General features: G+C 64.7%; 22 protein-coding genes. 16 read left to right on the plus strand and 6 right to left on the minus strand.

The window, feature by feature from the left end:
• Positions 1-4: 4 nt before the first annotated feature.
• The 4 genes from AABA51_RS12275 to AABA51_RS12290 all read right to left on the minus strand — a co-directional run bounded on the left by AABA51_RS12275 (position 5) and on the right by AABA51_RS12290 (position 3,612).
• Positions 5-460, minus strand: coding sequence for a CoxG family protein (locus tag AABA51_RS12275; RefSeq protein WP_338272196.1), 456 nt, complete (start codon positions 458-460; stop codon positions 5-7).
• Positions 461-514: 54 nt separating this feature from the next.
• The gene (locus tag AABA51_RS12280) at positions 515-1,909 is read right to left on the minus strand and encodes a helix-turn-helix domain-containing protein (protein ID WP_338272198.1); all 1,395 of its coding nucleotides are present in this window, start codon (positions 1,907-1,909) and stop codon (positions 515-517) included.
• 59 nt (positions 1,910-1,968) lie between these two features.
• Entirely contained in the window at positions 1,969-3,183 is a 1,215-nt protein-coding gene (locus AABA51_RS12285) for a multidrug effflux MFS transporter (RefSeq protein WP_338272199.1), read from the minus strand.
• 75 nt (positions 3,184-3,258) lie between these two features.
• The gene (locus AABA51_RS12290) at positions 3,259-3,612 is read right to left on the minus strand and encodes a DMT family protein (RefSeq protein ID WP_338272200.1); all 354 of its coding nucleotides are present in this window, start codon (positions 3,610-3,612) and stop codon (positions 3,259-3,261) included.
• A 241-nt stretch (positions 3,613-3,853) separates the two neighbouring features.
• On the opposite strand from AABA51_RS12290, the gene AABA51_RS12295 reads away from it, so the two are divergent.
• From AABA51_RS12295 to AABA51_RS12325, 7 genes are all read left to right on the plus strand, one after another.
• Positions 3,854-5,386: an acyl-CoA carboxylase subunit beta gene (locus AABA51_RS12295; RefSeq protein ID WP_338272201.1), complete on the plus strand. Its 1,533-nt coding sequence runs from the start codon at positions 3,854-3,856 to the stop codon at positions 5,384-5,386.
• A gap of 63 nt (positions 5,387-5,449) precedes the next feature.
• Positions 5,450-5,860, plus strand: coding sequence for a RidA family protein (locus AABA51_RS12300; protein WP_338272202.1), 411 nt, complete (start codon positions 5,450-5,452; stop codon positions 5,858-5,860).
• Positions 5,860-6,270, plus strand: a complete 411-nt coding sequence (locus AABA51_RS12305; protein WP_338272203.1) for a DUF6497 family protein — start codon at positions 5,860-5,862, stop codon at positions 6,268-6,270. The genes AABA51_RS12300 and AABA51_RS12305 overlap by 1 nt, the downstream gene beginning before the upstream one ends.
• Before the next feature lie 202 nt (positions 6,271-6,472).
• A complete protein-coding gene (locus tag AABA51_RS12310) occupies positions 6,473-6,619 on the plus strand; it encodes a hypothetical protein (RefSeq protein WP_338272204.1) in 147 nt (48 codons plus the stop codon).
• A gap of 66 nt (positions 6,620-6,685) precedes the next feature.
• On the plus strand, positions 6,686-7,060 hold the full coding sequence (locus AABA51_RS12315) for a hypothetical protein (protein WP_338272205.1): 375 nt from the start codon (positions 6,686-6,688) through the stop codon (positions 7,058-7,060).
• A gap of 301 nt (positions 7,061-7,361) precedes the next feature.
• Complete coding sequence (locus tag AABA51_RS12320) at positions 7,362-7,571, plus strand: hypothetical protein (RefSeq protein ID WP_338272206.1); 210 nt, start codon at positions 7,362-7,364, stop codon at positions 7,569-7,571.
• Positions 7,572-7,700: 129 nt separating this feature from the next.
• Positions 7,701-9,746: an acetyl/propionyl/methylcrotonyl-CoA carboxylase subunit alpha gene (locus tag AABA51_RS12325; RefSeq protein ID WP_338276567.1), complete on the plus strand. Its 2,046-nt coding sequence runs from the start codon at positions 7,701-7,703 to the stop codon at positions 9,744-9,746.
• A gap of 45 nt (positions 9,747-9,791) precedes the next feature.
• On the opposite strand, the gene AABA51_RS12330 is transcribed toward AABA51_RS12325, so the two are convergent.
• Complete coding sequence (locus AABA51_RS12330) at positions 9,792-10,271, minus strand: DUF4174 domain-containing protein (protein ID WP_338272207.1); 480 nt, start codon at positions 10,269-10,271, stop codon at positions 9,792-9,794.
• A 192-nt stretch (positions 10,272-10,463) separates the two neighbouring features.
• On the opposite strand from AABA51_RS12330, the gene scpA reads away from it, so the two are divergent.
• The 9 genes from scpA (at position 10,464) to AABA51_RS12375 (ending at position 21,307) form a co-directional block, all read left to right on the plus strand.
• Complete coding sequence (gene scpA / locus AABA51_RS12335) at positions 10,464-12,599, plus strand: methylmalonyl-CoA mutase (RefSeq protein ID WP_338272208.1); 2,136 nt, start codon at positions 10,464-10,466, stop codon at positions 12,597-12,599.
• A gap of 142 nt (positions 12,600-12,741) precedes the next feature.
• Positions 12,742-13,827 carry an AI-2E family transporter gene (locus AABA51_RS12340; protein WP_338272209.1) on the plus strand — a complete coding sequence of 362 codons (1,086 nt, stop codon included), beginning with the start codon at positions 12,742-12,744 and terminating at the stop codon, positions 13,825-13,827.
• Positions 13,827-14,504 (plus strand): DnaA ATPase domain-containing protein, encoded by a 678-nt coding sequence (locus tag AABA51_RS12345; protein WP_338272210.1) that lies wholly within the window; start codon positions 13,827-13,829, stop codon positions 14,502-14,504. Before AABA51_RS12340 ends, AABA51_RS12345 begins: the two co-directional genes overlap by 1 nt.
• Before the next feature lie 91 nt (positions 14,505-14,595).
• Positions 14,596-16,770: an RNA degradosome polyphosphate kinase gene (locus AABA51_RS12350; protein WP_338272211.1), complete on the plus strand. Its 2,175-nt coding sequence runs from the start codon at positions 14,596-14,598 to the stop codon at positions 16,768-16,770.
• 52 nt (positions 16,771-16,822) lie between these two features.
• Positions 16,823-18,400, plus strand: a complete 1,578-nt coding sequence (locus AABA51_RS12355) for a Ppx/GppA family phosphatase (RefSeq protein WP_338272212.1) — start codon at positions 16,823-16,825, stop codon at positions 18,398-18,400.
• Positions 18,401-18,758: 358 nt separating this feature from the next.
• The gene (gene proS, locus AABA51_RS12360) at positions 18,759-20,099 is read left to right on the plus strand and encodes a proline--tRNA ligase (protein ID WP_338272213.1); all 1,341 of its coding nucleotides are present in this window, start codon (positions 18,759-18,761) and stop codon (positions 20,097-20,099) included.
• Positions 20,100-20,230: 131 nt separating this feature from the next.
• Complete coding sequence (locus tag AABA51_RS12365) at positions 20,231-20,638, plus strand: BrnA antitoxin family protein (protein ID WP_338272214.1); 408 nt, start codon at positions 20,231-20,233, stop codon at positions 20,636-20,638.
• Between the two features lie 37 nt (positions 20,639-20,675).
• Positions 20,676-21,098, plus strand: a complete 423-nt coding sequence (locus tag AABA51_RS12370) for a putative toxin-antitoxin system toxin component, PIN family (RefSeq protein ID WP_338272216.1) — start codon at positions 20,676-20,678, stop codon at positions 21,096-21,098.
• On the plus strand, positions 21,095-21,307 hold the full coding sequence (locus AABA51_RS12375) for a hypothetical protein (RefSeq protein WP_338272217.1): 213 nt from the start codon (positions 21,095-21,097) through the stop codon (positions 21,305-21,307). The genes AABA51_RS12370 and AABA51_RS12375 overlap by 4 nt, the downstream gene beginning before the upstream one ends.
• Before the next feature lie 528 nt (positions 21,308-21,835).
• Here the strand turns inward: AABA51_RS12375 and carB are convergent.
• The gene (gene carB / locus AABA51_RS12380; protein ID WP_338272218.1) at positions 21,836-25,165 is read right to left on the minus strand and encodes a carbamoyl-phosphate synthase large subunit; all 3,330 of its coding nucleotides are present in this window, start codon (positions 25,163-25,165) and stop codon (positions 21,836-21,838) included.
• Between the last annotated feature and the right edge of the window lie 21 nt (positions 25,166-25,186).

Here is a 25,186-nt window from a genome sequence, read left to right on the forward strand (position 1 = left end):
CCGCTTACCCTTCGGCCGGGCCTTCGACATGGGCCTGGAACCGTTCAAAGAACTGGTCGGCCATGCGGGTTGCGAAACTGTCGACCAGACGCGAGCCAAGCTGCGCGATCTTTCCGCCGACCTTTGCCTCCACATCGTAATGCAGATCGGTTCCGCCCCCCTCGGCATCACTGAGACGGACCACCGCGCCGCCCTTGGCAAAGCCCGCGACACCGCCCTTGCCCTCGCCCGAGATCGTGTAGCCTTCGCCCGGAACCACGTCGGACAGCGTCACCTCGCCCTTGAAGGTCGCCTTGACCGGGCCGACCTTCTGCGTGACGACGGCGGCGAAACCCTCTTCGGGGGAACCCGTCAGTTCCGAACAGCCGGGGATGCAGGCCTTGAGCACCTCGGGGTCGTTCAGCGCGGCCCAGACCGTCATCCGATCTGCCGCGATGGTGCGGGTTGCATGCATTTCCATGGTCGGTGTCCTCCGTGCCGATGGGGTCAGGATTAGGGGCCGGGGGCGGGCGCGTCAACGCCCGATCTCGTAGGGCAGCGTCCCGCGCCGGTTGGGGTCCACCACCAGATGCCGCTCCAGGGGCGGCACGGCGCGCTGGTGGCATTGGGCGCGGTCACAGATCCGGCACGATATCCCGATGGGCTGGAACGCGCTGTCGCGGTCCAGGTCGAGCCCGTCGGCATAGACCAGATCGGCGGCATGTTTCACCTCGCACCCCAGCGAGATGGCGAAGCGGCGCGTGGGCGTGCCCCATGCCCCGCCCGATTTCGACACGTCGCGGGCGATGATGACATAGCGCATCCCGTCCGGCGTTTCGGCCAGTTGGCGCAGGAAACGGGTGGGTGTCTCGAAGGCCTGATGCACGTTCCACAAGGGGCAGGCCCCGCCGAAACGGGCGAATTGCAGGCGCGTCGCGGAATGGCGCTTGGTCACGGTCCCCGCCTGATCGACGCGGGCGAAGAAGAAGGGGATGCCCTTTGCCCCCGGTCTTTGCAGCGTGGACAGGCGATGGGCCACCTGTTCGATGGAGGCGCCGAACTGGATCGAGAGGCGTTCGAGGTCATGGCGCGTTTCCCGCGCGGCGCTGGCGAAACGGGTATAGGGCATCAGCACCGCGCCCGCGAAATAATTGGCCATGCCGATCCGCGCGATTTCCCGGCTGGTGTCGGATTGGAACCGCGCCAGATCGAGCGTCGCCTCGATCAGCTGGGCCTGACCCAAGAGCGCGTATTGGTGCAAAAGCTGGAAGCGTTGGGTTTCGGGTGCCGCACGGGGGCTGAGCGTCAGGACACGGGTTGCGGGATCATAGGCGCGCACGCCCTGCCCCGCCTCGAGCCTGAGCGTGATGCCCATGGCAGCCAGAACGGTTTCGGTATGCGAGGCCAGATCGCCCGTCGCCTGCCCGGCAAAGCGTTCGGCGGCGCGGTCGACGGCGTCGATGTAATTGTCGCAGTAATGAAAGAAATCGCGCACCTCCTCCCAGGGGGAGGGGGCGGCGCGGCGGTCCTGCCCCAGCGCCTCGTCAAGACTGGCGAGCCGTTCATGCGTCTGGCGATAGGCCCGGTGCAGGTCAAGAAAGGCACGGGCCAGTGCCGGGGCGTTGGAGGCCGCAAGCCGGAGGTCCGCAAGCGGCGGGGTGGCATCGACAAAGACCGGATCGGCCAGCGCCTCGCGCATGTCCGACACCAGCCGCTCGGCATCGCCCGCACGCAATTCGGTGACATCGACGCCGAATTCCTGCGCCAAGCCCAGCACCACGGCGGTGGAGACCGGGCGGTTGTTGTTTTCCATCTGGTTCAGATAGGGCAGCGACACGGCAAGTTTCGCCGCGAAATCCTTTTGCGTCAGGCCAAGCCGCGTGCGGATCTCGCGCAGCTTGGCGCCGACATAGAGCTTGGCGGGGGACATCGCGCCTCCGATCTGATTTGCAAGGTCAGTGTGACGCTTTGCAAATCTTGGCGCAAGCCTCAGCCCTGCACCTCGCGCTCGCGGCGGATGGTGTAGAGGATCGACAGGACGGCAAGGACCGAGGCGACGAGCATGATCCAGATCAGCGGATAGGCCCCGTTGCCGCCGGTGAGCATGATGCCCGCCAGCGCCGAAAGTGCAGCGCCGCCGCCCACCATGATCGCGCCGCCCAGACCGCTGGCCGTGCCCGCCAGATGTGGCCGCACCGACAGCATCCCCGAGGTGGCATTGGGCAGGACCATGCCGTTGCCCAGCCCCACGAAGGTCATGAACCCGAAAAAGACAAGTGCCGTCTTGAACCCCAGCAAGAACAGCAACAGCGAGGCGATCAGCCCGCCCGCCGAGATGATCGTTCCCCACAGGATCATCGCGTTGATGCCCGCACGCACCGAAAACTTGCCCGATATCCAGTTGCCGAAGAAATACCCCAACGCTGGCGCACCGAAATAGAAACCGACGGCGGCAGGCGACAGGCCAAAGACCTCGGACCCGACATAGGGTGCCCCGCCGAGATAGGCAAAGAACGCCCCCGAGGCGAAAGCGGCGGCAAGGCAATAGCCCCAGAACCGGCGCGAGCGCAGAAGTTCCGGGTATTCGCGGACCTGCGCGCCAAAGCTGCTGGAGGTCGCGCGCGCCGTTTCCCCCAGATCACGCCACGTGAGCAGCAAGACCAAGAGCCCCAGCCCGAACAGCAGCCAGAAATTCGCCTGCCAGCCAAAGCTTTGATCGAGCACGCCCCCGATCGCGGGCCCGATCATCGGCACCACGGCCATGCCCATGGTCACATAGCCGATCTGGCTGGCGGCCTGGTCGGCGGGATACATGTCGCGCACCACCGCCCGCCCCAGGACGAGGCCGACAACGACCACCGCCTGGATCATGCGGAAAAAGAGAAAGACCTCGATATTGGGGGCGAAAAGGCAGCCGAGCGTAGCGATCAGGAAAACCCCCACCCCCCAGAGCAGGACGGGCCGCCGCCCGTAGCGATCCGAAATCGGGCCGATCAGGACCTGGAGCGCCGCATTCACCGCGAGATAGAGGGCGACGGACAGCTGCATCAGCCGGTAATCCGTCGCGAAATGCTCGGTCATCTGCGGCAGCGACGGCAGGAAGATGTTCATCGACAAGGCCCCGAGACCCGTCAGAACGATCAGCGTGAAGATGTGGGGCGGGGTCGCGCGATCGAGAAACCGCACCGGAGAGATTGTTGCCATGGCAACGGAATTAAGCCCAAGCGCGCCCCGGGTCCAGCCCGTGCGACGTGCGGGCCTGCACGGGCGGCTGTGCGCTCAGGTCCAGCGGTGGAACACGAAGAAGGCCCCCGCCGCGATCAGGGCAAAGCCCACAAGGTGGTTCCAGGCCAACGGTTCGCGCAGGTAGACAACGGAAAAGATGCCGAAGACGGTCAGGGTGATGACCTCCTGGATCGTCTTGAGCTCGGCGGCGGAGAAATGGCCATGCCCGATCCGGTTGGCGGGCACCTGCAGAAGATATTCGAAAAAGGCGATGCCCCAGCTGATCAAGATCACCGCCAGAAGCGGCGCGGTCTTGAACTTCAGATGGCCGTACCAGGCAAAGGTCATGAAGATGTTGGACAGGATCAGAAGGCCGATGGTGGCGACGGGCACGGGGATCTGCGGCATGGCGGGTCTCGGGCTGGGGTGATGGGCGCATGTACTCCACCGCCGGGGTTGCGGCGAGGGGGAGCCGGGGGTGAATTCGCAGCTTTGCTAAATGATCCCGCGCACGGCAAACATATTTGCAAATATGCGCATTCGGACTCGCCTGCGCGGCCCCTGCGGCCTTAGGGTCCGCGACAACCCGGCCCCGCCTGCGCTAAGGCTGATCACGACGAGGGGCCAGACCAGCCGGAAGGGGAGACGGATGAAGGACATCCTGCAAGAGCTCGAGCATCGCCGCAACGAAGCGCGGCTGGGTGGCGGCCAAAAACGGATCGATGCGCAGCACGCCAAGGGCAAGCTGACCGCGCGCGAGCGCATCGAGCTGCTGCTCGACGAAGGGTCCTTCGAAGAATACGACATGTTCGTCACCCATCGCTGCACCGATTTCGGCATGGAGAAATCCAAGCCCCGCGGCGATGGCGTCGTGACCGGCTGGGGCACGATCAACGGCCGCATGGTCTACGTCTTTTCGCAAGATTTCACCGTTCTGGGCGGGTCCGTGTCGGAAACCCATGCCGCCAAGATCTGCAAGATCATGGATATGGCGATGCAGAACGGCGCGCCCGTCATCGGCATCAACGACTCGGGCGGCGCGCGCATCCAGGAAGGCGTGTCCTCCCTTGCCGCCTATGGCGAGGTGTTCCAGCGCAACATCGAAGCCTCGGGCGTGGTGCCGCAGATCAGCATGATCATGGGCCCCTGCGCGGGCGGCGCGGTCTATTCGCCGGCCATGACCGACTTCATCTTCATGGTGAAGGACAGCTCCTACATGTTCGTGACCGGCCCCGATGTGGTCAAGACGGTGACCAACGAACAGGTCACCGCCGAAGAACTTGGGGGCGCCACCACCCATACCCGCAAGTCGAGCGTGGCCGATGCCGCCTTTGAAAACGATGTCGAGGCGCTGGCCGAAGTGCGGCGGCTGGTCGATTTCCTGCCGCTCTCGAACCGCGAAAAGCCGCCCGTGCGCCCCTTCTACGACAGCCCGGACCGGATCGAGGAAAGCCTCGACACGCTGATCCCCGACAATCCCAACAAGCCCTACGACATGAAGGAACTGATCCTGAAGGTCGCGGACGAAGGGGATTTCTACGAGATCCAGGAAGACTTTGCCAAGAACATCATCACGGGCTTCATCCGGCTCGAGGGGCAGACGGTCGGCGTGGTCGCCAACCAGCCGATGATGCTGGCGGGCGTTCTGGACATCGACAGCGCCCGCAAGGCCGCGCGCTTTGTCCGGTTCTGTGATTGCTTCGAGATCCCGCTCCTGACCTTTGTCGATGTTCCGGGTTTCCTGCCCGGCACGGGCCAGGAATACAACGGCGTCATCAAGCACGGCGCGAAGCTGCTCTTTGCCTATGGCGAGGCGACGGTGCCCAAGGTGACCGTGATCACCCGCAAGGCCTATGGCGGGGCTTACGTGGTGATGTCGTCCAAACATCTGCGTGGCGACATCAACTATGCCTGGCCCACATCCGAGATTGCCGTGATGGGGGCCAAGGGAGCGGTCGAGATCATCCATCGCGCCGATCTGGGTGATGCGGAAAAGACCGCGGCCCATACCAAGGAATACGAGGATCGCTTCGCCAATCCCTTCGTCGCGGCCGAGCGTGGCTTCATCGACGAGGTGATCCAGCCGCGCTCCACCCGCAAACGGGTCTGCCGGGCCTTTGCGCAGCTTCGGACCAAGCGCAAGCAGATGCCGTGGAAAAAGCACGACAACATTCCGCTGTAGGGTGGGCAATCTGCCCACCGCATCAGGAATGGTGGGCAAATTGCCCACCCTACGGAGCCATGCATGACTGACCCCATCTTTCACATGATCACTGGTGGCCCCCGCCCCGTCGCGCCGTTTTCGCATGCGGTCGAGGCGGATGGCTGGGTTCTTTTGACAGGCCAGATGCCGACCGATCCCACAGCCCCCGATGCGCCCCTGCCCGACGGCGTGGTGGCGCAGACGCGGGCCGTGATGCGCAACCTCGAAATCGTGCTGAAGGGCGTGGGGCTCGACCTGTCCCACGTGGTGCAGATGCGGGCCTATCTGACGGAATTCGAACGCGATTACGCGGCCTTCAACGAGACCTACCAAAGCTTTTTCCCCGCCGACCGCCGTCCGGCGCGGACCACGGTGGGTGTGACGGCGCTCGCCGTCGGTGCCTTGGTCGAGATCGATTGCGTGGCGCGCAGACCCGCCGGGGCGGCCCCGTGATGTTGCCCGCCCTCGGCCTTGTCGGCGCCTTGGCGCTTGGCCCCACGGCCGCGCTGGCCGATCCCTGGCCCGTGGGCGAGGTCGTGACCCCGTCAGGCATGACCGTGGCGCTGGAGGCCGTGGTGTTCGAGGAAAACCCGTGGTCGGGCGAAAGCCTGGCCGTGGTGCGCCTGATCGCACCGCAGCTTGCGCAGGCATTGACCGACCCTTTCGCGTTGCGCGCCGACATGGATTGGGCCTGCGCGACATGGGGGCTGCCTGCTGCGGCAAGCGTTTCTTCGGCGCCCGATATCGTGGTGGTCGAGATGATGGCGGCCCCTGTCGCGCGCGGCACGCCGGACCCGGCGATCCTGCAGGTTTTCGAACAATACCGGCTTCTTGGGGCCGACTGTATCTGGGAGCTTTTCTGATGTTTCCACAATATCTTGCGGAACGATCCTCAAGCCCCCGGCGGTTTGATGCAACCCGGCCACAACGCCGCGCGGCTTGTGGAAAACCCTGTGGAGAAAGTGCAGAGCGGGGTATCTTTGGTGCCAGTCGGAACTTTTCGGCTGCACCTCTGGCCGCCTCCGCCCCGCTGACGGATGCGGCCCAATACGAAAGGAGAGCGGGATGGCACGTATCATCCAAGCTCTTCTTGCCCTGGGCCTTGTGGCAGGCGTCGCAGCTTGCGCCGCTCCGGCGCCCGAGCAGGAAGAGATCATCTTCATCGAACCCGCACCGATCACCCAAGACACGGTGTCGAACAAGTATCGCTGAAGGCCAAGAACCCGGGCGGGCGGCACCGCCTGCCCGGACCGCGCCCCATCAGGCGGGGGCGCAGGCATGATCAAGCATCGTGGCTTTCCGGGCCGTTTCCCCGGCACCGATTACCAGTTCACCATCCGCCGTGCGAACAAGGACGGCGCGACCAAGCTGATCGCCCGCCAACGCTATCCCGACCGCAAACCCGCAGACCGTCGCGCCGATGCCGCCTTCATGGAGGCGCTGTGGCTCTTTTTCGGTGACCAGCCGTTCGAGCGCGGCAATCTCGATGCGGGGCGGCTGTCGTGGCTCTTTGGCCGCGAGGTGATCCCCGCCGAAGACCCGTTCGATCCCGAAAGCTACGAGGCGCTCTTGATGATCGACGAGCCACGCGCGCGCGCCTCTTTCCCGGAGGCCTTCGAAGGCGACGGTTTCTGGGAGGATGGCTCGGCATGATCTTGCCAGCGGGATACGGGGTTGCGCGGTTTCGCGCGCATGGCGGCCAAGGGCCCGAAAACCGGCTTTCGCAGGCCGGTTTTCGTGGCATCGTCGTCGTGTCGGCCCCTGTCCCCAATTCCATGGCGGTCGACGACGACAAGACGTGTTACCCTTCCCCTTCGATGCGGTCGGCCAGCCTGCTGCGCCGACCGCCTTTTTCCGGCAGGCAGATCGGGGGCAGGCCGGGCCCCGCTATCTCACCGCGCAATTTGGACCTATCCTGCGCGGCACGAGGCAATTCGACAGGAGCTGACGCAGAATGCGCGCCATCAAGAAGACCTATATTCCCGCAACCCTCTTTGCCGCGGCGCTTGCGCTGTCGGGCTGTGTCACATCGGATCTCGAACGCGCCGGAATCGGTGCGGCGGCCGGTGGGCTTACCGCCGCAGCCTTTGACGGCAGCATCGGCACCGGCATCATCCTCGGCGCGGCCGGTGGCGCGCTGTGCGACGACGCCGGTCTTTGCTGAAAGCCTGAACCAACGGGCCTTCGGGCCGATCCATGACATCACGACACAAGGCCACCGGGGCGAAAGACCCCCGGTGGCCTTCTTTGCGTCAGAACGGGGCAAAAGCCCCGCAAGGAAGGGACAGTGACCATGTTCAAGAAGCTCCTGATCGCCAACCGGGGCGAGATCGCCTGCCGCGTCATCAAGACCGCGCGCAAGATGGGGATCGCGACGGTCGCGGTCTATTCCGATGCCGACCGCGGCGCGCTGCACGTCAAGATGGCCGATGAAGCGATCCACATCGGCCCGCCGCCGGCATCCGAAAGCTATATCGTGATCGACAAGATCATGGCCGCGATCAAGGAAACCGGGGCTGAGGCGGTGCATCCGGGCTATGGCTTCCTGTCCGAGAACATGAAATTCGCCGAGGCGCTCGAGGCGGCGGGCGTTGCCTTCGTCGGCCCGCCCAGCCCCGCGATCGAGGCGATGGGCGACAAGATCACTTCCAAGAAGATCGCCGCCGAAGCGGGCGTTTCGACCGTTCCGGGTTTCATGGGCCTGATCGCGGATGCCGACGAGGCGGTGAAGATCTCGGCACAGATCGGCTATCCGGTGATGATCAAGGCCAGCGCCGGCGGCGGCGGCAAGGGGATGCGGATCGCCTGGAACGAGACGGAAACCCGCGAGGGCTTCCAGGCCTCCAAGAACGAGGCGAAATCCTCTTTCGGGGATGACCGCATCTTCATCGAGAAATTCGTCACCCAGCCGCGCCACATCGAAATCCAGGTGCTGGCCGACAAGCATGGCAATTGCGTCTACCTGGGCGAACGGGAATGTTCGATCCAGCGCCGCAACCAGAAAGTGATCGAAGAGGCGCCCTCCCCCTTCCTCGATGCCGCCACGCGCAAGGCCATGGGCGAACAGGCCGTGGCACTGGCACAGGCCGTGGGCTACACCAGCGCGGGCACGGTGGAATTCATCGTCGACGGGGATCGGAATTTCTATTTCCTCGAGATGAACACCCGGTTGCAGGTGGAACATCCCGTGACCGAGCTGATCACCGGCGTCGATCTGGTCGAGCAGATGATCCGCGTCGCGGCGGGCGAAAAGCTGCCCTTTGCCCAAGACGACATCAAGCTGACCGGCTGGGCGATGGAAAGCCGGCTTTATGCCGAAGATCCCTATCGCAACTTCCTGCCCTCCATCGGGCGGCTGACCCGCTACCGCCCGCCGGTCGAGGTTCAGGCAGGTCCCCTGCATGATACCGGCAAATGGCAGGGCGAAGCGCCGGTGGGCGCAACCGCCGTGCGCAACGATACCGGCGTCTTCGAAGGCGGCGAGATCAGCATGTTCTACGACCCGATGATCGCCAAGCTCTGCACCTGGGCACCGGACCGCGCAGGCGCGATCGAGGCGATGCGCGTGGCACTGGACGGGTTCGAGGTGGAAGGGATCGGCCACAACCTGCCTTTCCTGTCGGCCGTGATGGACCACGATCGCTTTGCCAGCGGCAACATCACCACCGCCTTCATCGCCGAGGAATATCCCGACGGCTTCCAGAGCGTGACGCTGGACGAGGGGTCGCTGGCCCGCGTGGCCGCCGCTGCCGCCGCGATGCACCGCGTGGCCGAAATTCGCCGCACCCGCGTGTCGGGTCGGATGGACAACCACGAGCGCCGCGTCGGCACCGATTGGATGGTGACCTTGCAGGGGGTGGATTTCCCGGTGGTCATCGCCGCCGACCATGACGGATCGACAGTGACCTTTGACGACGGGCGCGCGATGCGCGTGACATCGGACTGGACGCCGGGCGACAGCCTTGCCCGCCTGATGGTCGATGGCAGCCCGCTGGTTCTGAAGGTCGGCAAGATTTCCGGCGGCTTCCGTATCCGGACGCGCGGGGCGGATCTCAAGGTCCATGTGCGCAGCCCGCGCCAGGCGGAACTGGCCCGGCGCATGCCCGAGAAACTGCCGCCCGACACCTCCAAGCTGCTGCTGTGCCCGATGCCGGGGCTGATCGTCCGCATCGATGTGGAGGTCGGACAGGAAGTGCAGGAAGGTCAGACGCTCTGCACCGTCGAGGCGATGAAGATGGAAAACATCCTGCGCGCCGAGCGCAAGGGCGTGGTCGCTGCGATCAAATGCGGACCGGGCGACAGCTTGGCCGTGGACGAAGTGATCATGGAGTTCGAGTGACGCCGTGACCAAGCGCCTGCCGCATATCGACGATGGGATGGGGTCTTATTGCCCCATCCGCAGCTCTTCTTGCCGGAACGAGAAATTGTCGATGCCCCGAATGATCTCGCGCACGTCGCGGGGGCTGGGGCGGCGGAAGCCGACGGCACCGTCCTTTTGCATGACCACGATGGAAAAGCCGCGCGGGCGCAATTCCGTGCGGATCGCCGAGCGCGCCGACGGGTCGGTATCCACCAGGATGACGACATCGCGCTCCAGCAAGGGGGCCGGACGCGCGGCAAGCAAGGCCAGTTGTTCGGCGACGCGCGGGTCGTTGGGGCTGTCGGCAAAGATGATGATGGGCCGCGCCACCCACTGGAATTCCTCGAGCGTGAGCAGCGTCGCGTCGCGGGCTTCCAACGGGCCAATGGCGTCCATCCCGGTCTCGCCCGTCTCGGCGGCCGCGATCGTGTCATTGGCGGTCTGGGCGGGGGTCTGGCCCGCGATGGTCAGAGATGCCGCAAGGGCAAGAAAGATCGGTCGCATTCATCCTCCGTTCCCATCGGATATAGGCACTCGCCCCGGGAAAGCGAAGGATTTCGGACAGATGCGACCAGCGCTGCCGCAAGGGCATGACAATAGCACGAAGGGCCGTCCGCGACAGCGACCGGACCAGCCCGACACCGGCAGCCGGGGCGTGCCCCCTGCGCCTGACAGGACAGAAAAGAGGATCGACCGATGACGGACAGCAATCTTGACGCTTGGCGCAGCCTGGCCGCAGCGGAGCTGCGCGGCAAAGACCCCGAGGGCCTGAGCTGGGACACGCTGGAAGGCATAAGGGTCAAGCCGCTTTACACCGAGGCCGACACCGAAGGTTTGGCGCATATGGGCAGCCTGCCCGGCTTTGCGCCCTTCACGCGCGGGGTGAAGGCCACGATGTATGCAGGCCGCCCCTGGACGATCCGGCAATATGCCGGCTTCTCGACCGCCGAGGAATCGAATGCCTTCTACCGCAAGGCGCTGGCGGCAGGTCAACAGGGCGTGTCGGTCGCCTTTGATCTGGCCACCCACCGCGGCTATGACAGCGATCACCCGAGGGTCGAGGGCGACGTGGGCAAGGCCGGTGTCGCCATCGACAGCGTCGAGGACATGAAGATCCTGTTCGACGGCATCCCGCTGGACAAGGTGTCGGTGTCCATGACCATGAATGGCGCGGTCATCCCGATCCTCGCCAATTTCATCGTCACGGGCGAAGAACAGGGTCATGACCGCCGCGTGCTGTCGGGGACCATCCAGAACGACATCCTCAAGGAGTTCATGGTCCGCAACACCTATATCTACCCGCCCGAGCCGAGCATGCGGATCATTTCCGACATCATCGCCTATACCTCGGACAACATGCCGAAATTCAACTCGATCTCGATCTCCGGCTACCACATGCAGGAGGCGGGGGCGAACCTGGTGCAGGAGCTGGCCTATACGCTGGCCGACGGGCGCGAATATGTCCGCGCGGCGGTGGCCGCCGGCATGGACGTGGACAAATTCGCGGGGCGTCTGTCGTTCTTTTTCGCCATCGGCATGAATTTCTTCATGGAAATCGCCAAGCTGCGCGCGGCCCGCACGCTGTGGCACCGGGTGATGACGGAGTTCGGCGCGCAGGATGAACGCTCCAAGATGCTGCGCACCCATTGCCAGACCTCGGGCGTGTCCTTGCAGGAACAAGACCCCTACAACAACGTGATCCGCACCGCCTACGAGGCGATGAGCGCGGTTCTGGGCGGCACGCAATCGCTGCACACCAACGCGCTGGACGAAGCCATCGCGCTGCCGACCGAGTTTTCGGCCAGGATCGCGCGCAACACCCAGCTGATCTTGCAGGAAGAAACCGGTGTGACGCGCGTCGTCGATCCGCTGGCGGGCTCCTATTACGTCGAGGCGCTGACCGGCGACCTGATCGAACAGGCCTGGGCGCTGATGCAGGAAGTCGAGGAGATGGGCGGCATGACCAAGGCGGTCGCCACCGGCATGCCCAAGCTGCGCATCGAGGAATCCGCCGCCCGCCGTCAGGCCATGATCGACCGCGGCGAAGAGGTGATCGTCGGCGTGAACAAGTACCGCAAGGAGGTCGAGGATCCGATCGACATCCTCGACATCGACAACATGAAGGTGCGCGACAACCAGATCGCCCGGCTCGAGCGCGTGCGCGCGGGCCGCGACGAGGCCGCCTGCCAAAGCGCGCTGACCGAACTGGAACGGCGCGCCAAAGAGGGTGGCAACCTGCTCGAGGCCGCGGTCGAAGCCGCGCGTGCGCGGGCCAGCGTGGGGGAAATCAGCATGGCGATGGAAAAGGTGTTCGGCCGCCACCGGGCCGAGGTCAAGACGCTCGCCGGTGTCTATGGCGCGGCCTATGACGGCGATGCGGGCTTTGCCGCGATCCAGGCCGACGTGGAAAAATTCGCCGAGGAAGAGGGCCGCCGCCCCCGGATGCTCGTGGTCAAGATGGGCCAGGACGGCCATGACCGGGGCGCCAAGGTCATCGCCACGGCCTTTGCCGATATCGGCTTTGACGTGGATGTGGGCCCCTTGTTCCAGACGCCCGAGGAAGCGGCGCAGGATGCCATCGACAACGATGTCCACGTCATCGGCATCTCGTCGCAGGCCGCAGGCCACAAGACACTGGCCCCCAAGCTGATCGAGACGCTCAAGGCGCAGGGGGCGGGTGATATCCTTGTGATCTGTGGCGGCGTGATCCCGCAGCAGGATTACGACTTCCTCAAGGCGGCAGGGGTCAAGGCGATCTTTGGCCCCGGCACGAACATCCCCGATGCGGCCAAGGATATCCTGTCACTGATCCGCGCAGCACGCGCGGCCTGAGGGGCGAAAAACTGCAGGTTTTCGGTCGGGAAAACCGCAGTTTTCCCGACCGGAAAACACGCGTTTTCCGCACCCTGCCGAACGGCACCCCTTGCCCGGTGGCCCAGCGTGACGCATCTAGGGGCCAGTAACAGGAGAGCGCATGGCCCTGCCCGTCCGACAGCAAGTGACCTATTGGGGCATCGCCACGGCGGTGTTACTGTTCCTGCTCTGGGCGCTCGGGAACGTGATCCTGCCCTTTCTCGTCGGTGCGGCCATCGCCTATTTTCTCGATCCTGTCGCCGACCGGCTGGAACGGATGGGCCTGAGCCGGGTGCTGGCGACGGTCCTCATCTTCGTCTTCCTGCTCGGGGTCGTCATTCTTGCGCTCCTGGTGATCATCCCGCTCCTGATCCAGCAGAGCAACGATCTGATCCAGGCTGCGCCCGACCTGTTCAACCAGTTGCGGACATGGCTGACCGAACGCTTTCCGCAGCTGATGGACAATGGCTCGCCGCTGCGCCAATCGCTGGGCTCCATCGGCGAGACGATCCAGGCGCGCGGGGGCGAGTTGCTGCAACAGCTTCTGACCTCGGCGGCGGGTGTCGTGAACCTTCTGGTGTTTCTCGTCGTCGTGCCGGTCGTGGCCTTTTACATGCTGCTCGACTGGGACCGGCTGGTTGCCCGTATCGACGAGCTTTTGCCGCGCGATCATGCCGATACGATCCGGATGCTGGCCGGCCAGATCGACCGGACGCTGGCAAGCTTCATCCGGGGCCAGGGCACCGTTTGCCTGATCCTCGGCACATTCTACGCGGTCGCGCTGATGGTGGTGGGGCTGCAATTCGGGTTGGTCGTGGGGCTGGTTGCGGGGCTTTTGACCTTCATTCCCTACGTGGGCGCGCTGGTGGGCGGGGCGCTGTCGGTCGGGCTGGCGCTCTTTCAGTTCTGGGGGGATTGGTGGCTGATCGTCGCCGTCGCCGCGATTTTCCAGATCGGCCAGATGGTCGAGGGCAATATCCTGACCCCCAAGCTGGTGGGCAGTTCGGTGGGGTTGCACCCGGTCTGGCTGATCTTTGCGCTTTCGGCCTTCGGCACGCTCTTCGGCTTTGTTGGCATGCTGGTCGCGGTGCCGGTCGCGGCGGCGATCGGGGTATTGGTGCGCTTTGCCATCGAGCAATACAAGGCCGGACTGCTCTACAAGGGGCTGGCGGGCCGCTTGGCCAAAGGTGACGGGGACGACGCCTGATGCCACGTCAACTTGTGCTCGACCTGCCGTTCCGGGCAGCGATGGGGCGCGCGGATTTCTTTGTCTGCCAAAGTAATGCGGCGGCGGTTGCGGGGCTTGATGGCTGGCGCGCCTGGCCGGGGGGCAAGATGCTCCTGATCGGGCCTGCGGGGTCGGGCAAGACGCATCTGGCCCATGTCTTCGCCACCCAGACAGGCGCGCGGATCATCGCAGGCGCGGACATGCCCGGCCATGATCCCGCAGCCCTTGCCGAAAGCGGGGCGCTGGTGGTCGAGGATGCCGACCAGATCGCAGGTCTGCCCAAGGCCGAAGAGGCGCTCTTTCACCTGCACAATGCCTGTGCCAATGGGGGTTGCGCGCTGCTGGTGACGGGGCGCGCACCGCCCAACCGTTGGGGCGTGAGCCTGCCCGACCTCCAGAGCCGGATGCAGCAGGCGGGCCAGTTGACCCTGTCGCCCCCCGATGACGCGCTCATGGCCGCCGTTCTGGTGAAGCTGTCCGCCGACCGGCAGATGGCGCTGACGCCCGCGCTGGTCGCCCATATCCTGCCCCGGATCGAACGTTCGCTGGATTACGTGCAACGGTTCGTCGCCGCCCTCGATGCCGAGGCGCTGGCCGCAAAGCAAAAACCGGGGTTGCGCCATGTCAAGGCGGTGATCGCGCGTCTGGGCGCGTGATCCGATCGCCTCTCGACGCCACTTTGCCCCCGGCGCATCATGGTGCCCGAGTGTCACGCAACCGTCACCGAACCGCACTAGGCTCAAGCGCATGAGTTTCGCCGATTTTCTGACCGCCCCCCTGCCCGAACCCGTGACCCTGCCCGAGGCGCAGATCACGGGGCCGCAGCGCTTCTTCAACCGCGAATTGAGCTGGCTCGCCTTCAACTGGCGCGTACTGGAAGAGGCAGGGAACCCGCGTGTGCCGCTTCTGGAGCGGGTGCGGTTCGTGTCGATCTCGGCGGGCAATCTCGATGAATTCTATACCGTGCGCGTCGCGGGCCTGCGCGAACTCGCGCAAGAGGGCAACATGACCCCCGCCGCCGATGGCCGCACACCTGCCGAACAGCTCAAGCTGATCAACGCCGATGCGCGCCGCCTGATGCAGCATCAACAGGCGGCGTGGAACGCGCTTCGGGCCGAGATGGAAACCCATGGCCTGAGCGTCGTCAGCCAGTCCAAACTGACGGCCGCCGACCGAAAGCACCTGGAGGAGGCGTTTTTCGCCCGTGTTTTCCCGGTTCTGTCGCCGCTCGCGATCGACCCGGCCCATCCCTTTCCCTTCATCCCGAACGAAGGGATCGCGCTGGCGCTGCAATTGACGCGGGACCGGGACGGGCGTGTGCTTCAGGCTCTATTGCCCATTCCCGGCCAGATCGACCGCTTCATCCGCCTGCCCGCCCCCGAGGGGCAGATGCGGTTCCTGCCGCTCGAAGACCTGCTGCGCCTGCATATCGGGGCGCTGTTTCCGGGCTACAAATTGACCGGATCCTGCCTGTTCCGCGTTTTGCGCGACAGCGATCTGGAGGTCGAGGAAGAGGCCGAAGACCTGGTGCGCGAATTCGAAACCGCGCTCAAGCGCCGCCGCCGGGGCGAGGTGGTGCGGCTTCAGATCAGCGCGGGCGCGCCTGCCGACCTCAAGGCCGAGATCGTGCACCAGTTGCACGTCAAGGATACCGAAGTGGTCGAGGTCAAGGGGATGATCGGCCTTGTCCGGCTCAAGGAACTGGTGGTGGATGATCGGCCCGACCTGCTTTGGCCCAGCTTCACGCCGCGGGTGCCCGAACGGGTGCAGGACCATGACGGCGACATGTTCGCGGCCATCCGGCAAAAGGACATGCTGCTGCACCACCCTTATGAAACCTTCGACATGGTGATCCGCTTTCTGAGCCAGGCGGCACGCGATCCCAATGTCGTGGCGATCAAGCAGACGCTCTATCGCACCTCCAACGAAAGCCCCATCGTCGACGCGCTGTGCGAGGCGGCGGAAAACGGGAAATCCGTCACGGCACTGGTCGAGCTGAAGGCCCGCTTCGACGAGGCCGCCAACATCCGCCAATCGCGCAAGCTGGAACGCGCGGGCGCGCATGTGATCTACGGCTTCATCAACTACAAGACGCATGCCAAGATCAGCACCGTTGTGCGCCGCGAGGGCGACCGGCTGGTCACCTATACCCATTTCGGGACCGGCAATTACCACCCGATCACCGCGCGCATCTACACCGACCTGAGCCTGTTCACCTGCGACGACGCGCTGGGGCGGGATGCCACCAAGGTCTTCAATTACGTCGGCGGCTATGCCGAACCCGAGCGGCTGGAAAACCTGTCGATCTCGCCACTGACGCTGAAATCCACGATCCTCGACGGGCTCAAGGCCGAGATCGACCATGCCAAGGCTGGCCAACCCGCCATGGTCTGGGTCAAGATGAATTCCGTCATCGACCCCGATGTGATCGACGCGCTGTACGAGGCAAGCCGCGCGGGCGTGCGGATCGATCTGGTGGTGCGCGGCATCTGCGGCCTGCGGCCCGGCGTGAAGGGTCTGTCGGAAAACATCCGCGTGAAATCCATCGTGGGCCGGTTCCTCGAACATTCGCGGATCATCTGTTTCGGCAATGGCCACGGGCTGCCGTCGAAAAAGGCGCGCGTCTACATCAGTTCGGCGGACTGGATGGGCCGCAACCTGAACCGTCGCGTGGAAACGCTGGTCGAATGCCGCAACCCCACCGTCAAGGCGCAGATCGTCAGCCAGATCATGGCGGCCAATCTGGCCGATGTGGCGCAAAGCTGGGTGCTGCAACCCGATGGCAGTTTTCAGCGGCCCGACCTGTCCGTCATCGAGAACCCGTTTTCCTGCCATCGCTTCTTCATGGAAAACCCCTCGCTTTCCGGGCGGGGGTCGGCGGGGGCCAAGGATGTGCCCGACCTGACGCATAGTCACGACTGACCGGCACAAGCGCGCGATTGACGCCTGCGGGTGGCCCGTGCAAAAGGGCCGCATGGTCAGGCAGATGCGCGCCGAAACGCCGCCCGGCGGCCCCGAACATCACCCCGAATGGGGACCGTTCGGCGTACCGCTCTTCGACGGGCCCGAGGCGCAATCGCTGCAACGCGTCGGCGTGATCGACATCGGATCGAATTCGGTCCGCATGGTGATCTTTGACGGTGCCGCCCGCAGCCCGGCCTATTTCTTCAACGAAAAGATCCTCTGCGGGCTTGGGGCCGGCTTTTCCGAAACCGGCCGGCTCAACCCCGAGGGCAAGGCACGCGCGATGGTCGCGCTCAAGCGCTTTGCCCGTCTGGCCGAGGCGGCGAAGGTCGCGCCGCTTCTGGCGGTGGCAACAGCCGCCGTGCGCGACGCCGAGGATGGTCCCGATTTCCGGGAGGCCGTGCGCCGGGAAACCGGTCTCGAGATTCGCGTCATCGACGGTACCGAAGAGGCGCGGCTGTCGGCGCAGGGCGTGCTGTTGGGGTGGCCGGGGGCCGAGGGCCTGATCTGCGACATCGGCGGATCGTCCATGGAACTGGCCGAGCTCGAGGGCAGCGGCAAGGTCGGGCGCCGGGCCACATCGGATCTGGGGCCGCTCAAGCTGATGGGCATCACCGGCGGCAAGAAGGCGCTGCGCGCCCATATCAAGGCCGAGGTCGCCAAGCTGTCACAGGAATTCGACGACAGCTGCGAGCGGCTGTTCCTGGTCGGCGGGTCTTGGCGGGCGATTGCGCGCATCGACATGGAACGGCGCGGCTATCCGCTCAAGGTGCTCCACGAATACCGGATGACGCCGCAGGGCATTCTCGACACGATCAAGTATATCGGCAAGACGGATCTGGAGGCTTTGCGCAATTCGACCGGCACAAGCATGGATCGGATGCGCCTTGTCCCCCATGCCGCCGAGGTGCTGCGCGTTCTGGTGCGCAAGCTCAAGCCGCGCGAAATCGCCGTATCCTCCTACGGCATCCGCGAGGGGCTGCTGTATGAACAGATGTCCGAGGCCTTGCGCAAGCGCGATCCCCTGATCGAGGCCGCCCGCCATTCCGAGGCGCAATCGGCGCGCATGCCGGGCTTTGGCCGCCAGCTCTACCGCTTTGTCGAGCCGCTGTTCCCGCGCGCCCGTGCCGACAAGAAACGCCTGATCCGCGCCGCCTGCCTGTTGCATGATGTCAGCTGGCGCGCGCATCCCGATTACCGGGCCGAGGTCTGTTTCGACAATGCGACCCGCGCCAACCTTGGCGGCATGACCCATGCGGAACGGGTCTATCTGGGTCTGGCGCTCTTGCACCGCTACAAATCGAGCCGGACGGGAACAGGGTTCGACCCTGCCCTGCTTGATCTTTTGCCCGAGGCGCAGGTGCGGGAGGCCGAAATCCTTGGCCGCGCGATGCGGTTCGGGGCGATGTTCGCGGTGGCCAATCCATCCGATCACGGGACGCTCGCTTTTCGCTCCAAGCGCCAGGAACTGATCCTGACGCTGCACACCGATGCGGGTCGCGACCTGTTTGGCGAAGTGGCGCAGGCCCGGTTCAAGGCGCTTGCCACGGCCATGGGTGTCGTCCCCATCGTCAAGGGCGGGGCGTAACACTTCGGTAGGACTTTTCGGTCTAGGGTTCGCTGAGGCTTGGCACGGCAGTTGCAGAGCTTCTGGCAGGTGACCCGGACCGGAGACATCGTAATGAGTGTTCTGAATACCCTTGCAGTATCCCTCGTGTTCCTCGTGCTCGTTGTGTTCAGTGTCCTGATCTTCGGTTCCGGGTCACTTGCCCCGGCGTGATCCCTCGTCACGCCGATCCTCCCTGTTGGACTGGCCCCCGGAGATATCCGGGGGCTTTTTTGCAGGGCTTTGCGCAGGATGGCCGACCCCTTTGGGGATCGCCGCCTTGTGAGGCGAAACCCTTTGGCGTATGCGTCGGCCAACACATCTGGCCAAAGGGTTTCCCATGCGTCTGAGCCGTTATTTCCTGCCCGTTCTCAAGGAAACGCCCTCCGAGGCGCAGATCGTCAGCCATCGCCTGATGCTGCGCGCGGGCATGATCAAGCAGGCGAGCGCCGGCATCTATTCCTGGCTTCCGCTGGGCTACAAGGTGCTCAAGCGGATCGAGCAGATCGTGCACGAGGAACAGATCCGCGCGGGCCATATCCCGATGCTGATGCCGACGCTGCAATCGGCGGATCTGTGGCGGGAATCGGGGCGTTACGACGCCTATGGCCCGGAAATGCTGCGCATCCGCGACCGGCATGACCGCGACATGCTCTACGGTCCGACGAACGAGGAGATGATCACCGACATCTTCCGCGCGCATGTGGGCAGCTACAAGGATCTGCCGCTGACGCTCTATCACATCCAGTGGAAATTCCGCGACGAGGTGCGGCCGCGGTTCGGCGTGATGCGCGGGCGCGAGTTCCTGATGAAGGACGGCTACAACTTTGATCTCACGAAGGAAGACGCCCTTCACGCCTATAACCGCCACCTGGTGAGCTACCTGCGCAGCTACGAGCGGATGGGCCTGCAGGCGATCCCGATGCGCGCGGATTCGGGGCCGATCGGGGGCGACGACACCCACGAATTCCTTGTGCTCGCCGAAACGGGCGAGAGCGAAGTGTTCTACGACAGCGAGATCACCGATCTGCGCTTTGGCGACCGGGAGATCGATTACGATTCGGTCGAACAATGCCAGTCTGTCCTGGAAGAGTTCACATCCCGTTACGCCCGGACCGACGAGACCCACGACCCCGAGGTTTTCGCCCAGATTCCTGTGGAGCGTCAAAGGGTTGCGCGCGGGATCGAGGTTGGCCAGATCTTCTATTTCGGGACGAAATATTCCGATGCGATGGGCGCCCTGGTCGATGACGGCCAAGGCGGCCGGGTGCCGGTTCACATGGGCTCGCACGGGATCGGCGTGAGCCGTCTGGTCGGCGCGATCATCGAGGCGAGCCATGACGAGAACGGCATCATCTGGCCCGAGGGCGTGACGCCTTTCCATGTCGGGATCGTGAACCTCAAACAGGGCGATGCGGCCTGTGACGCGGCCTGCGAGGATCTTTACAAAGCCTTGTCCGCCAAGGGGTTGGAGCCGCTTTACGACGACCGTGCCGAACGGGCGGGCGCGAAATTCGCGACCATGGACCTGATCGGTCTGCCCTGGCGGATCACGGTCGGACCAAGGGGTCTGGGGGCCGGTGTGGTCGAGCTGACGAGCCGCAAGACGGGCGAGAGCGAGGAGCTGTCGCTGGAGGCCGCCGTGGCCCGCGTGGTCGAGATTTACGCGGCGCACAGGTAACTGCGACCCGCCGCAGGATTTCCGTCGTGACCCTGTAGGGAAGCTGTCGTGCATCTGTCACGACAGCGCCCCTACAGCGAATTTTAACCGATTTGTCGGAATCTGCCCCCGTCGAAAGTCTGGGGGGCAGAATGGCGGATACCGACAAACGGCTGAATGCGCGCGAGCGGGAGCATCACTATTACCTCGTCGACGCGATGCGCCGGTTCGAATGGGACATGCATTCGCGCATCTGGATCGAAAGCCGCATCCCGCCCGACTGGCACGAGATCGCGGACCGGCGGGACAGCGCCAAGGTGCAGCTCACCGTCCGCTTCGACGCGGATGTGGTGAAATGGTTCAAGTCGATGGGTCCGGGCTATCAACCCCGGATGAACGATGTGCTGCGCGCCTTCATGCATGCGAAGCTGTCGGGGTTGTTGCACGGGGATGCGACGATCGAACCGTTCCGGGAGAATGCGACCGGGCGGATGCCGATGCCCGATTGGGGCGACACGGCGCGGGAGAGCGCGGAACGGAACGCGCGGTTGGGGGAGTGAGTTGCGCCATTGGTAATGTTACGCTATATATGACGCCATGAAGCTGGTGCTCGATACCAATGTGCTGGTCGCGGGTATCCGCAGCAGGACCGGTGCCAGCAACCTGATCCTGATCGCGGGGTTGGAGGGCCGCTTCGACTGGATGTGCTCTGTGCCGCTTTTCTTCGAATACGAGGATGTGTTGGGCCGGGCGGAGTTCCTGCTGGAGGCCGGTCTGGATCGCGCGACGGTCGGGCGGTTCCTCGACGCGGTCGCGCGGGTGGTGGTGCCGGTCGAGATCGGGTTCCAGTGGCGGCCACAGTTACGCGACCCGCAGGACGAAATGGTATTGGAGGCCGCGGTCAACGCAGGTGCGGAGGCCATTGTCACCCACAACTTGCGGGACTTCGGACAGGTGCCGCCGAGGTTCGGAGTCGACGTTCTGGCACCGGGCGAGGCGAAACGGAGGCTGATGATATGAAGGCGAGGGTGTCATTGAACCTGCCGCAGTCGCTCAAGCGGGCGGCAGAGGAGTTCGCCGAGAAGGACGGCGTTTCCCTGAACCAGTTCATCGCGCTGGCGCTGGCCGAGAAAGTGGGCGCGGTTGGTGCCGCGCAGTTCTTTGCCGAGCGGGGGAAGGAAGGGGACCCGGAGTGGGCGGTGGGGTTCCTGAAGGGGCGACCGGAGTGAGGGGAGCGTCATTGCTCCTTTTGCTTGCGGTTGGAACAGCTGTAGCTTGGACGCTCCTGACACCGGATCGTTGGCTGGCTACGGTCTACCCGGAAGCTCCAAGCTTGCTCACCCATGTCCACCTCGATGAATATGACATGCTAGAAGACTGTCGACTGGCCGCCCGAAGCTATCTCCGCCAAACGGGCGCGACTGATGGCATGTATGAGTGTGGCCTGAATTGCGAGCCCTTCGGAAGCGCCGGCGATATGATGCTTTGCGATGAGACGACCGGGTAAGCACATGCACAATTGCGCCTCCGCTCTGTTTGCGGCGCTTTTGAGGATCGCTCGGGTGCCGGGCTGAAGCCCGGCCTACGGGGGTGGAGATTTGCGGGCGTAGGGTGGGTGGATCCCACCCTGCGACGCGCGGGGGGTGGTGGGTTTTACCCACCTTACGGGGCTTTGGTGGGTTTCACCCACCCTACGGGGCATTGGTGGGTTGCACCCACCCTACGGGGCAATGGTGGGTTTCACCCACCCTACGGGATCACGCCTGGAGCGACCGCACCGCAAGCTCGCCTTCGCGGCTGGCGCGCATGGCCAGGGCTGCGGCGTGGCTGGCGGCCAGCGTCGTGAAATAGGGGATCTTGTCGGCCAGCGTCACCGCGCGCATCGAGCGTGAATCCTCCACCGCTTGCGCGCCTTCGGTCGTGTTGAGCACCAGTTGCACCCCGCCATCCTTGATGATGTCGACGATGGAGCGTCCGCCCTCGTAGGCCTTGTTCACCACATCGGACGGAATGCCGTGCGATTTGAGGAAATCCGCCGTGCCGCGCGTGGCCAGAAGCGAGAAGCCCAGGGACCGCAGGATTTCCGCCGCCTCGACCAGAAGCGGGCCCTTGTCGGCGTCCTTGATGGAGACGAAGACGGTCCCGTCCTCGGGCAGGCGGGTGCCCGCGCCCAGCTGCGCCTTGAGGAAGGCGCGGGCGAAGGTGCGGTCCCAGCCCATGACCTCGCCCGTCGAGCGCATTTCCGGGCCGAGCAGCGTGTCGACGCCGGGGAAGCGGCCAAAGGGCATCACCGCCTCTTTCACCGAGAACCACGGCGTGCGGTAGGAGGCGAGCGACATGGGATCGCCGGGGATGATGGGCGTTGCGTCATCCACGGGCGTATGGGGCTTGGCCATCGGGAAGGCCGACAGTTTCTCGCCCGCCATGAGCCGCGCGGCGATGGAGGCGATGGCGCTATCCGTCGCCTTGGCCACGAAAGGCACGGTGCGCGAGGCGCGGGGGTTCACCTCGATCAGGTAGATCTCGTCATCCTTGACCGCGAATTGCACGTTCATCAGGCCCACGACATTGAGCGCATGGGCCAGCGCCTTGGTCTGTTCGATGATCCGGGACTGGATGTCGTCGGAGAGCGTGTGGGGCGGCAGCGAACAGGCGCTGTCGCCGGAATGGACGCCCGCCTCTTCGATATGCTGCATGATGCCCGCGACATGGACGGTTTCGCCGTCGCAAAGCGCATCGACATCGACCTCGACCGCGCCATCGAGATAGCTGTCGAGGAGCACGGGGCTGTCACCCGAGACGACCACGGCCTCGCGGATGTAGCGGTCGAGCTGGGCCGTGTCGCGCACGATTTCCATCGCGCGGCCGCCCAGGACGTAGGAGGGGCGGATGACCAGCGGATAGCCCAGCGCCTCGGCCGCCGCTTTCGCCTGTGCATCGGTCGTGGCGATGGCGTTTTCGGGCTGTTTCAGGCCGAGCCGCTGCACGAGCTGCTGGAAGCGTTCGCGGTCTTCGGCGAGGTCGATGGCATCGGGCGTGGTGCCGAGGATCGGGATGCCCGCATCATGGAGCGCATTGGCGAGTTTGAGCGGCGTCTGGCCGCCGAACTGGACGATGACGCCATGCAGCGTGCCCCGTGATTGTTCGACGCGCAGGATTTCCATCACGTGTTCGAAGGTCAGCGGTTCGAAATAGAGCCGGTCGGAGGTGTCGTAATCGGTCGACACGGTTTCGGGGTTGCAGTTGACCATGATGGTCTCGTAGCCCACGTCGCTCAGCGCATAGCAGGCGTGGCAGCAGCAATAGTCGAATTCGATTCCCTGCCCGATGCGGTTGGGACCGCCGCCCAGGATCACGACCTTTTTGCGGTCGGATGGGCGCGCCTCGCATTCGGGTTCGCCCATGGTGGGGTGTTCGTAGGTCGAATACATGTAGGGCGTCTGCGCCTCGAATTCGGCGGCGCAGGTGTCGATGCGCTTGAACTGCGCGGTGACGCCGAGATTGAGGCGGGCGCGGCGGATGTTGCTTTCCTCGCGCCCCGTCAGTTTCGCGAGGCGGGCATCGGTGAAGCCCATCATCTTGAGGGCGCGCAGGCCTTCCTCGGTCACGGGCAGGCCGTCGCGGCGCACCTGTGCCTCGGTGTCGATGATTTCGCGGATGCGCGACAGGAACCAGGGGTCGAACTTGGTGACGTGCTGGATCGTGTCATTGGACAGACCGTGGCGCATGGCCTGGGCGATGATGCGCAAACGGTCGGGGGTCTGGCGCGAGAGCGCCTTGATGATCGAGGCCTCGTCGGGCGCGCCGGGGATCTCGATCTCGTCGAAACCGGTGAGGCCGGTCTCGAGGCTGGCCAGCGCCTTTTGCACGGATTCGTGGAAGGTGCGGCCGATGGCCATCGCCTCGCCCACGGATTTCATCGCGGTGGTCAGCGTGGGCTCGGAGCCGGGGAATTTCTCGAAGGCGAAGCGGGGGATTTTCGTGACGACATAGTCGATGGTCGGCTCGAAGGAGGCCGGCGTGACCTTGGTGATGTCGTTGTCGAGTTCGTCGAGCGTGTAGCCCACGGCGAGTTTCGCGGCGATTTTCGCAATCGGGAAGCCCGTCGCCTTGGAGGCCAGCGCCGAGGAGCGGGAGACGCGGGGGTTCATCTCGATCACGACCATGCGGCCATCGGCGGGGTTCACCGCCCATTGCACGTTGGAGCCGCCGGTTTCGACGCCGATCTCGCGCAGGACGGCGATCGAGCCGTTGCGCATGATCTGGTATTCCTTGTCGGTGAGCGTCAGCGCGGGCGCCACGGTGATCGAGTCGCCCGTGTGCACGCCCATCGGATCGACGTTTTCGATGGAACAGACGATGATGGCGTTGTCGGCTTTGTCGCGGACAACCTCCATCTCGTATTCCTTCCAGCCCAGAAGCGACTCGTCGACGAGGATCTGGGCCACGGGCGAGGCTTCCATGCCGGTGCGGCAGTAGTATTCGTATTCCTCGCGGTTGTAGGCCACGCCCCCGCCGGTGCCGCCAAGGGTGAAGGCGGGGCGGATGATGGCGGGCAGGCCCACGTATTCGATGGCGTCGATGGCCATCTGGAGACCGGCCTTGATGTCGTATTTGCCGTTTGCCAGCTTGGGCGCGGAGATGATCGTGGCCTTGGGGTTTTCGAGGCCGATCCGGTCCATCGCCTCGCGGAAGAGTTTGCGGTCCTCGGCCATTTCGATGGCATGGCGCTTGGCGCCGATCATCTCGACCCCGAATTTCTCGAGCACACCCATTTCCTCAAGCGCGAGCGAGGTGTTGAGACCGGTCTGGCCGCCCATGGTCGGCAGGAGCGCGTCGGGGCGTTCCTTTTCGATGATGCGGGCGACGACCTCGGGGGTGATGGGTTCGATATAGGTGGCGTCGGCCAGACCGGGATCGGTCATGATGGTCGCGGGGTTCGAGTTGACGAGGATGACCCTGTAACCCTCTTCGCGCAGCGCCTTGCAGGCCTGGGCGCCGGAATAGTCGAATTCGCAGGCCTGTCCGATGACGATGGGCCCCGCACCGATGATCATGATGGATTGGATATCGGTTCTCTTCGGCATCTCGACCCCCGGACGGCTTGG

The sequence above is a fragment of the Roseicyclus marinus genome (assembly GCF_036322625.1).
Classification (GTDB): domain Bacteria; phylum Pseudomonadota; class Alphaproteobacteria; order Rhodobacterales; family Rhodobacteraceae; genus Roseicyclus; species Roseicyclus marinus_A.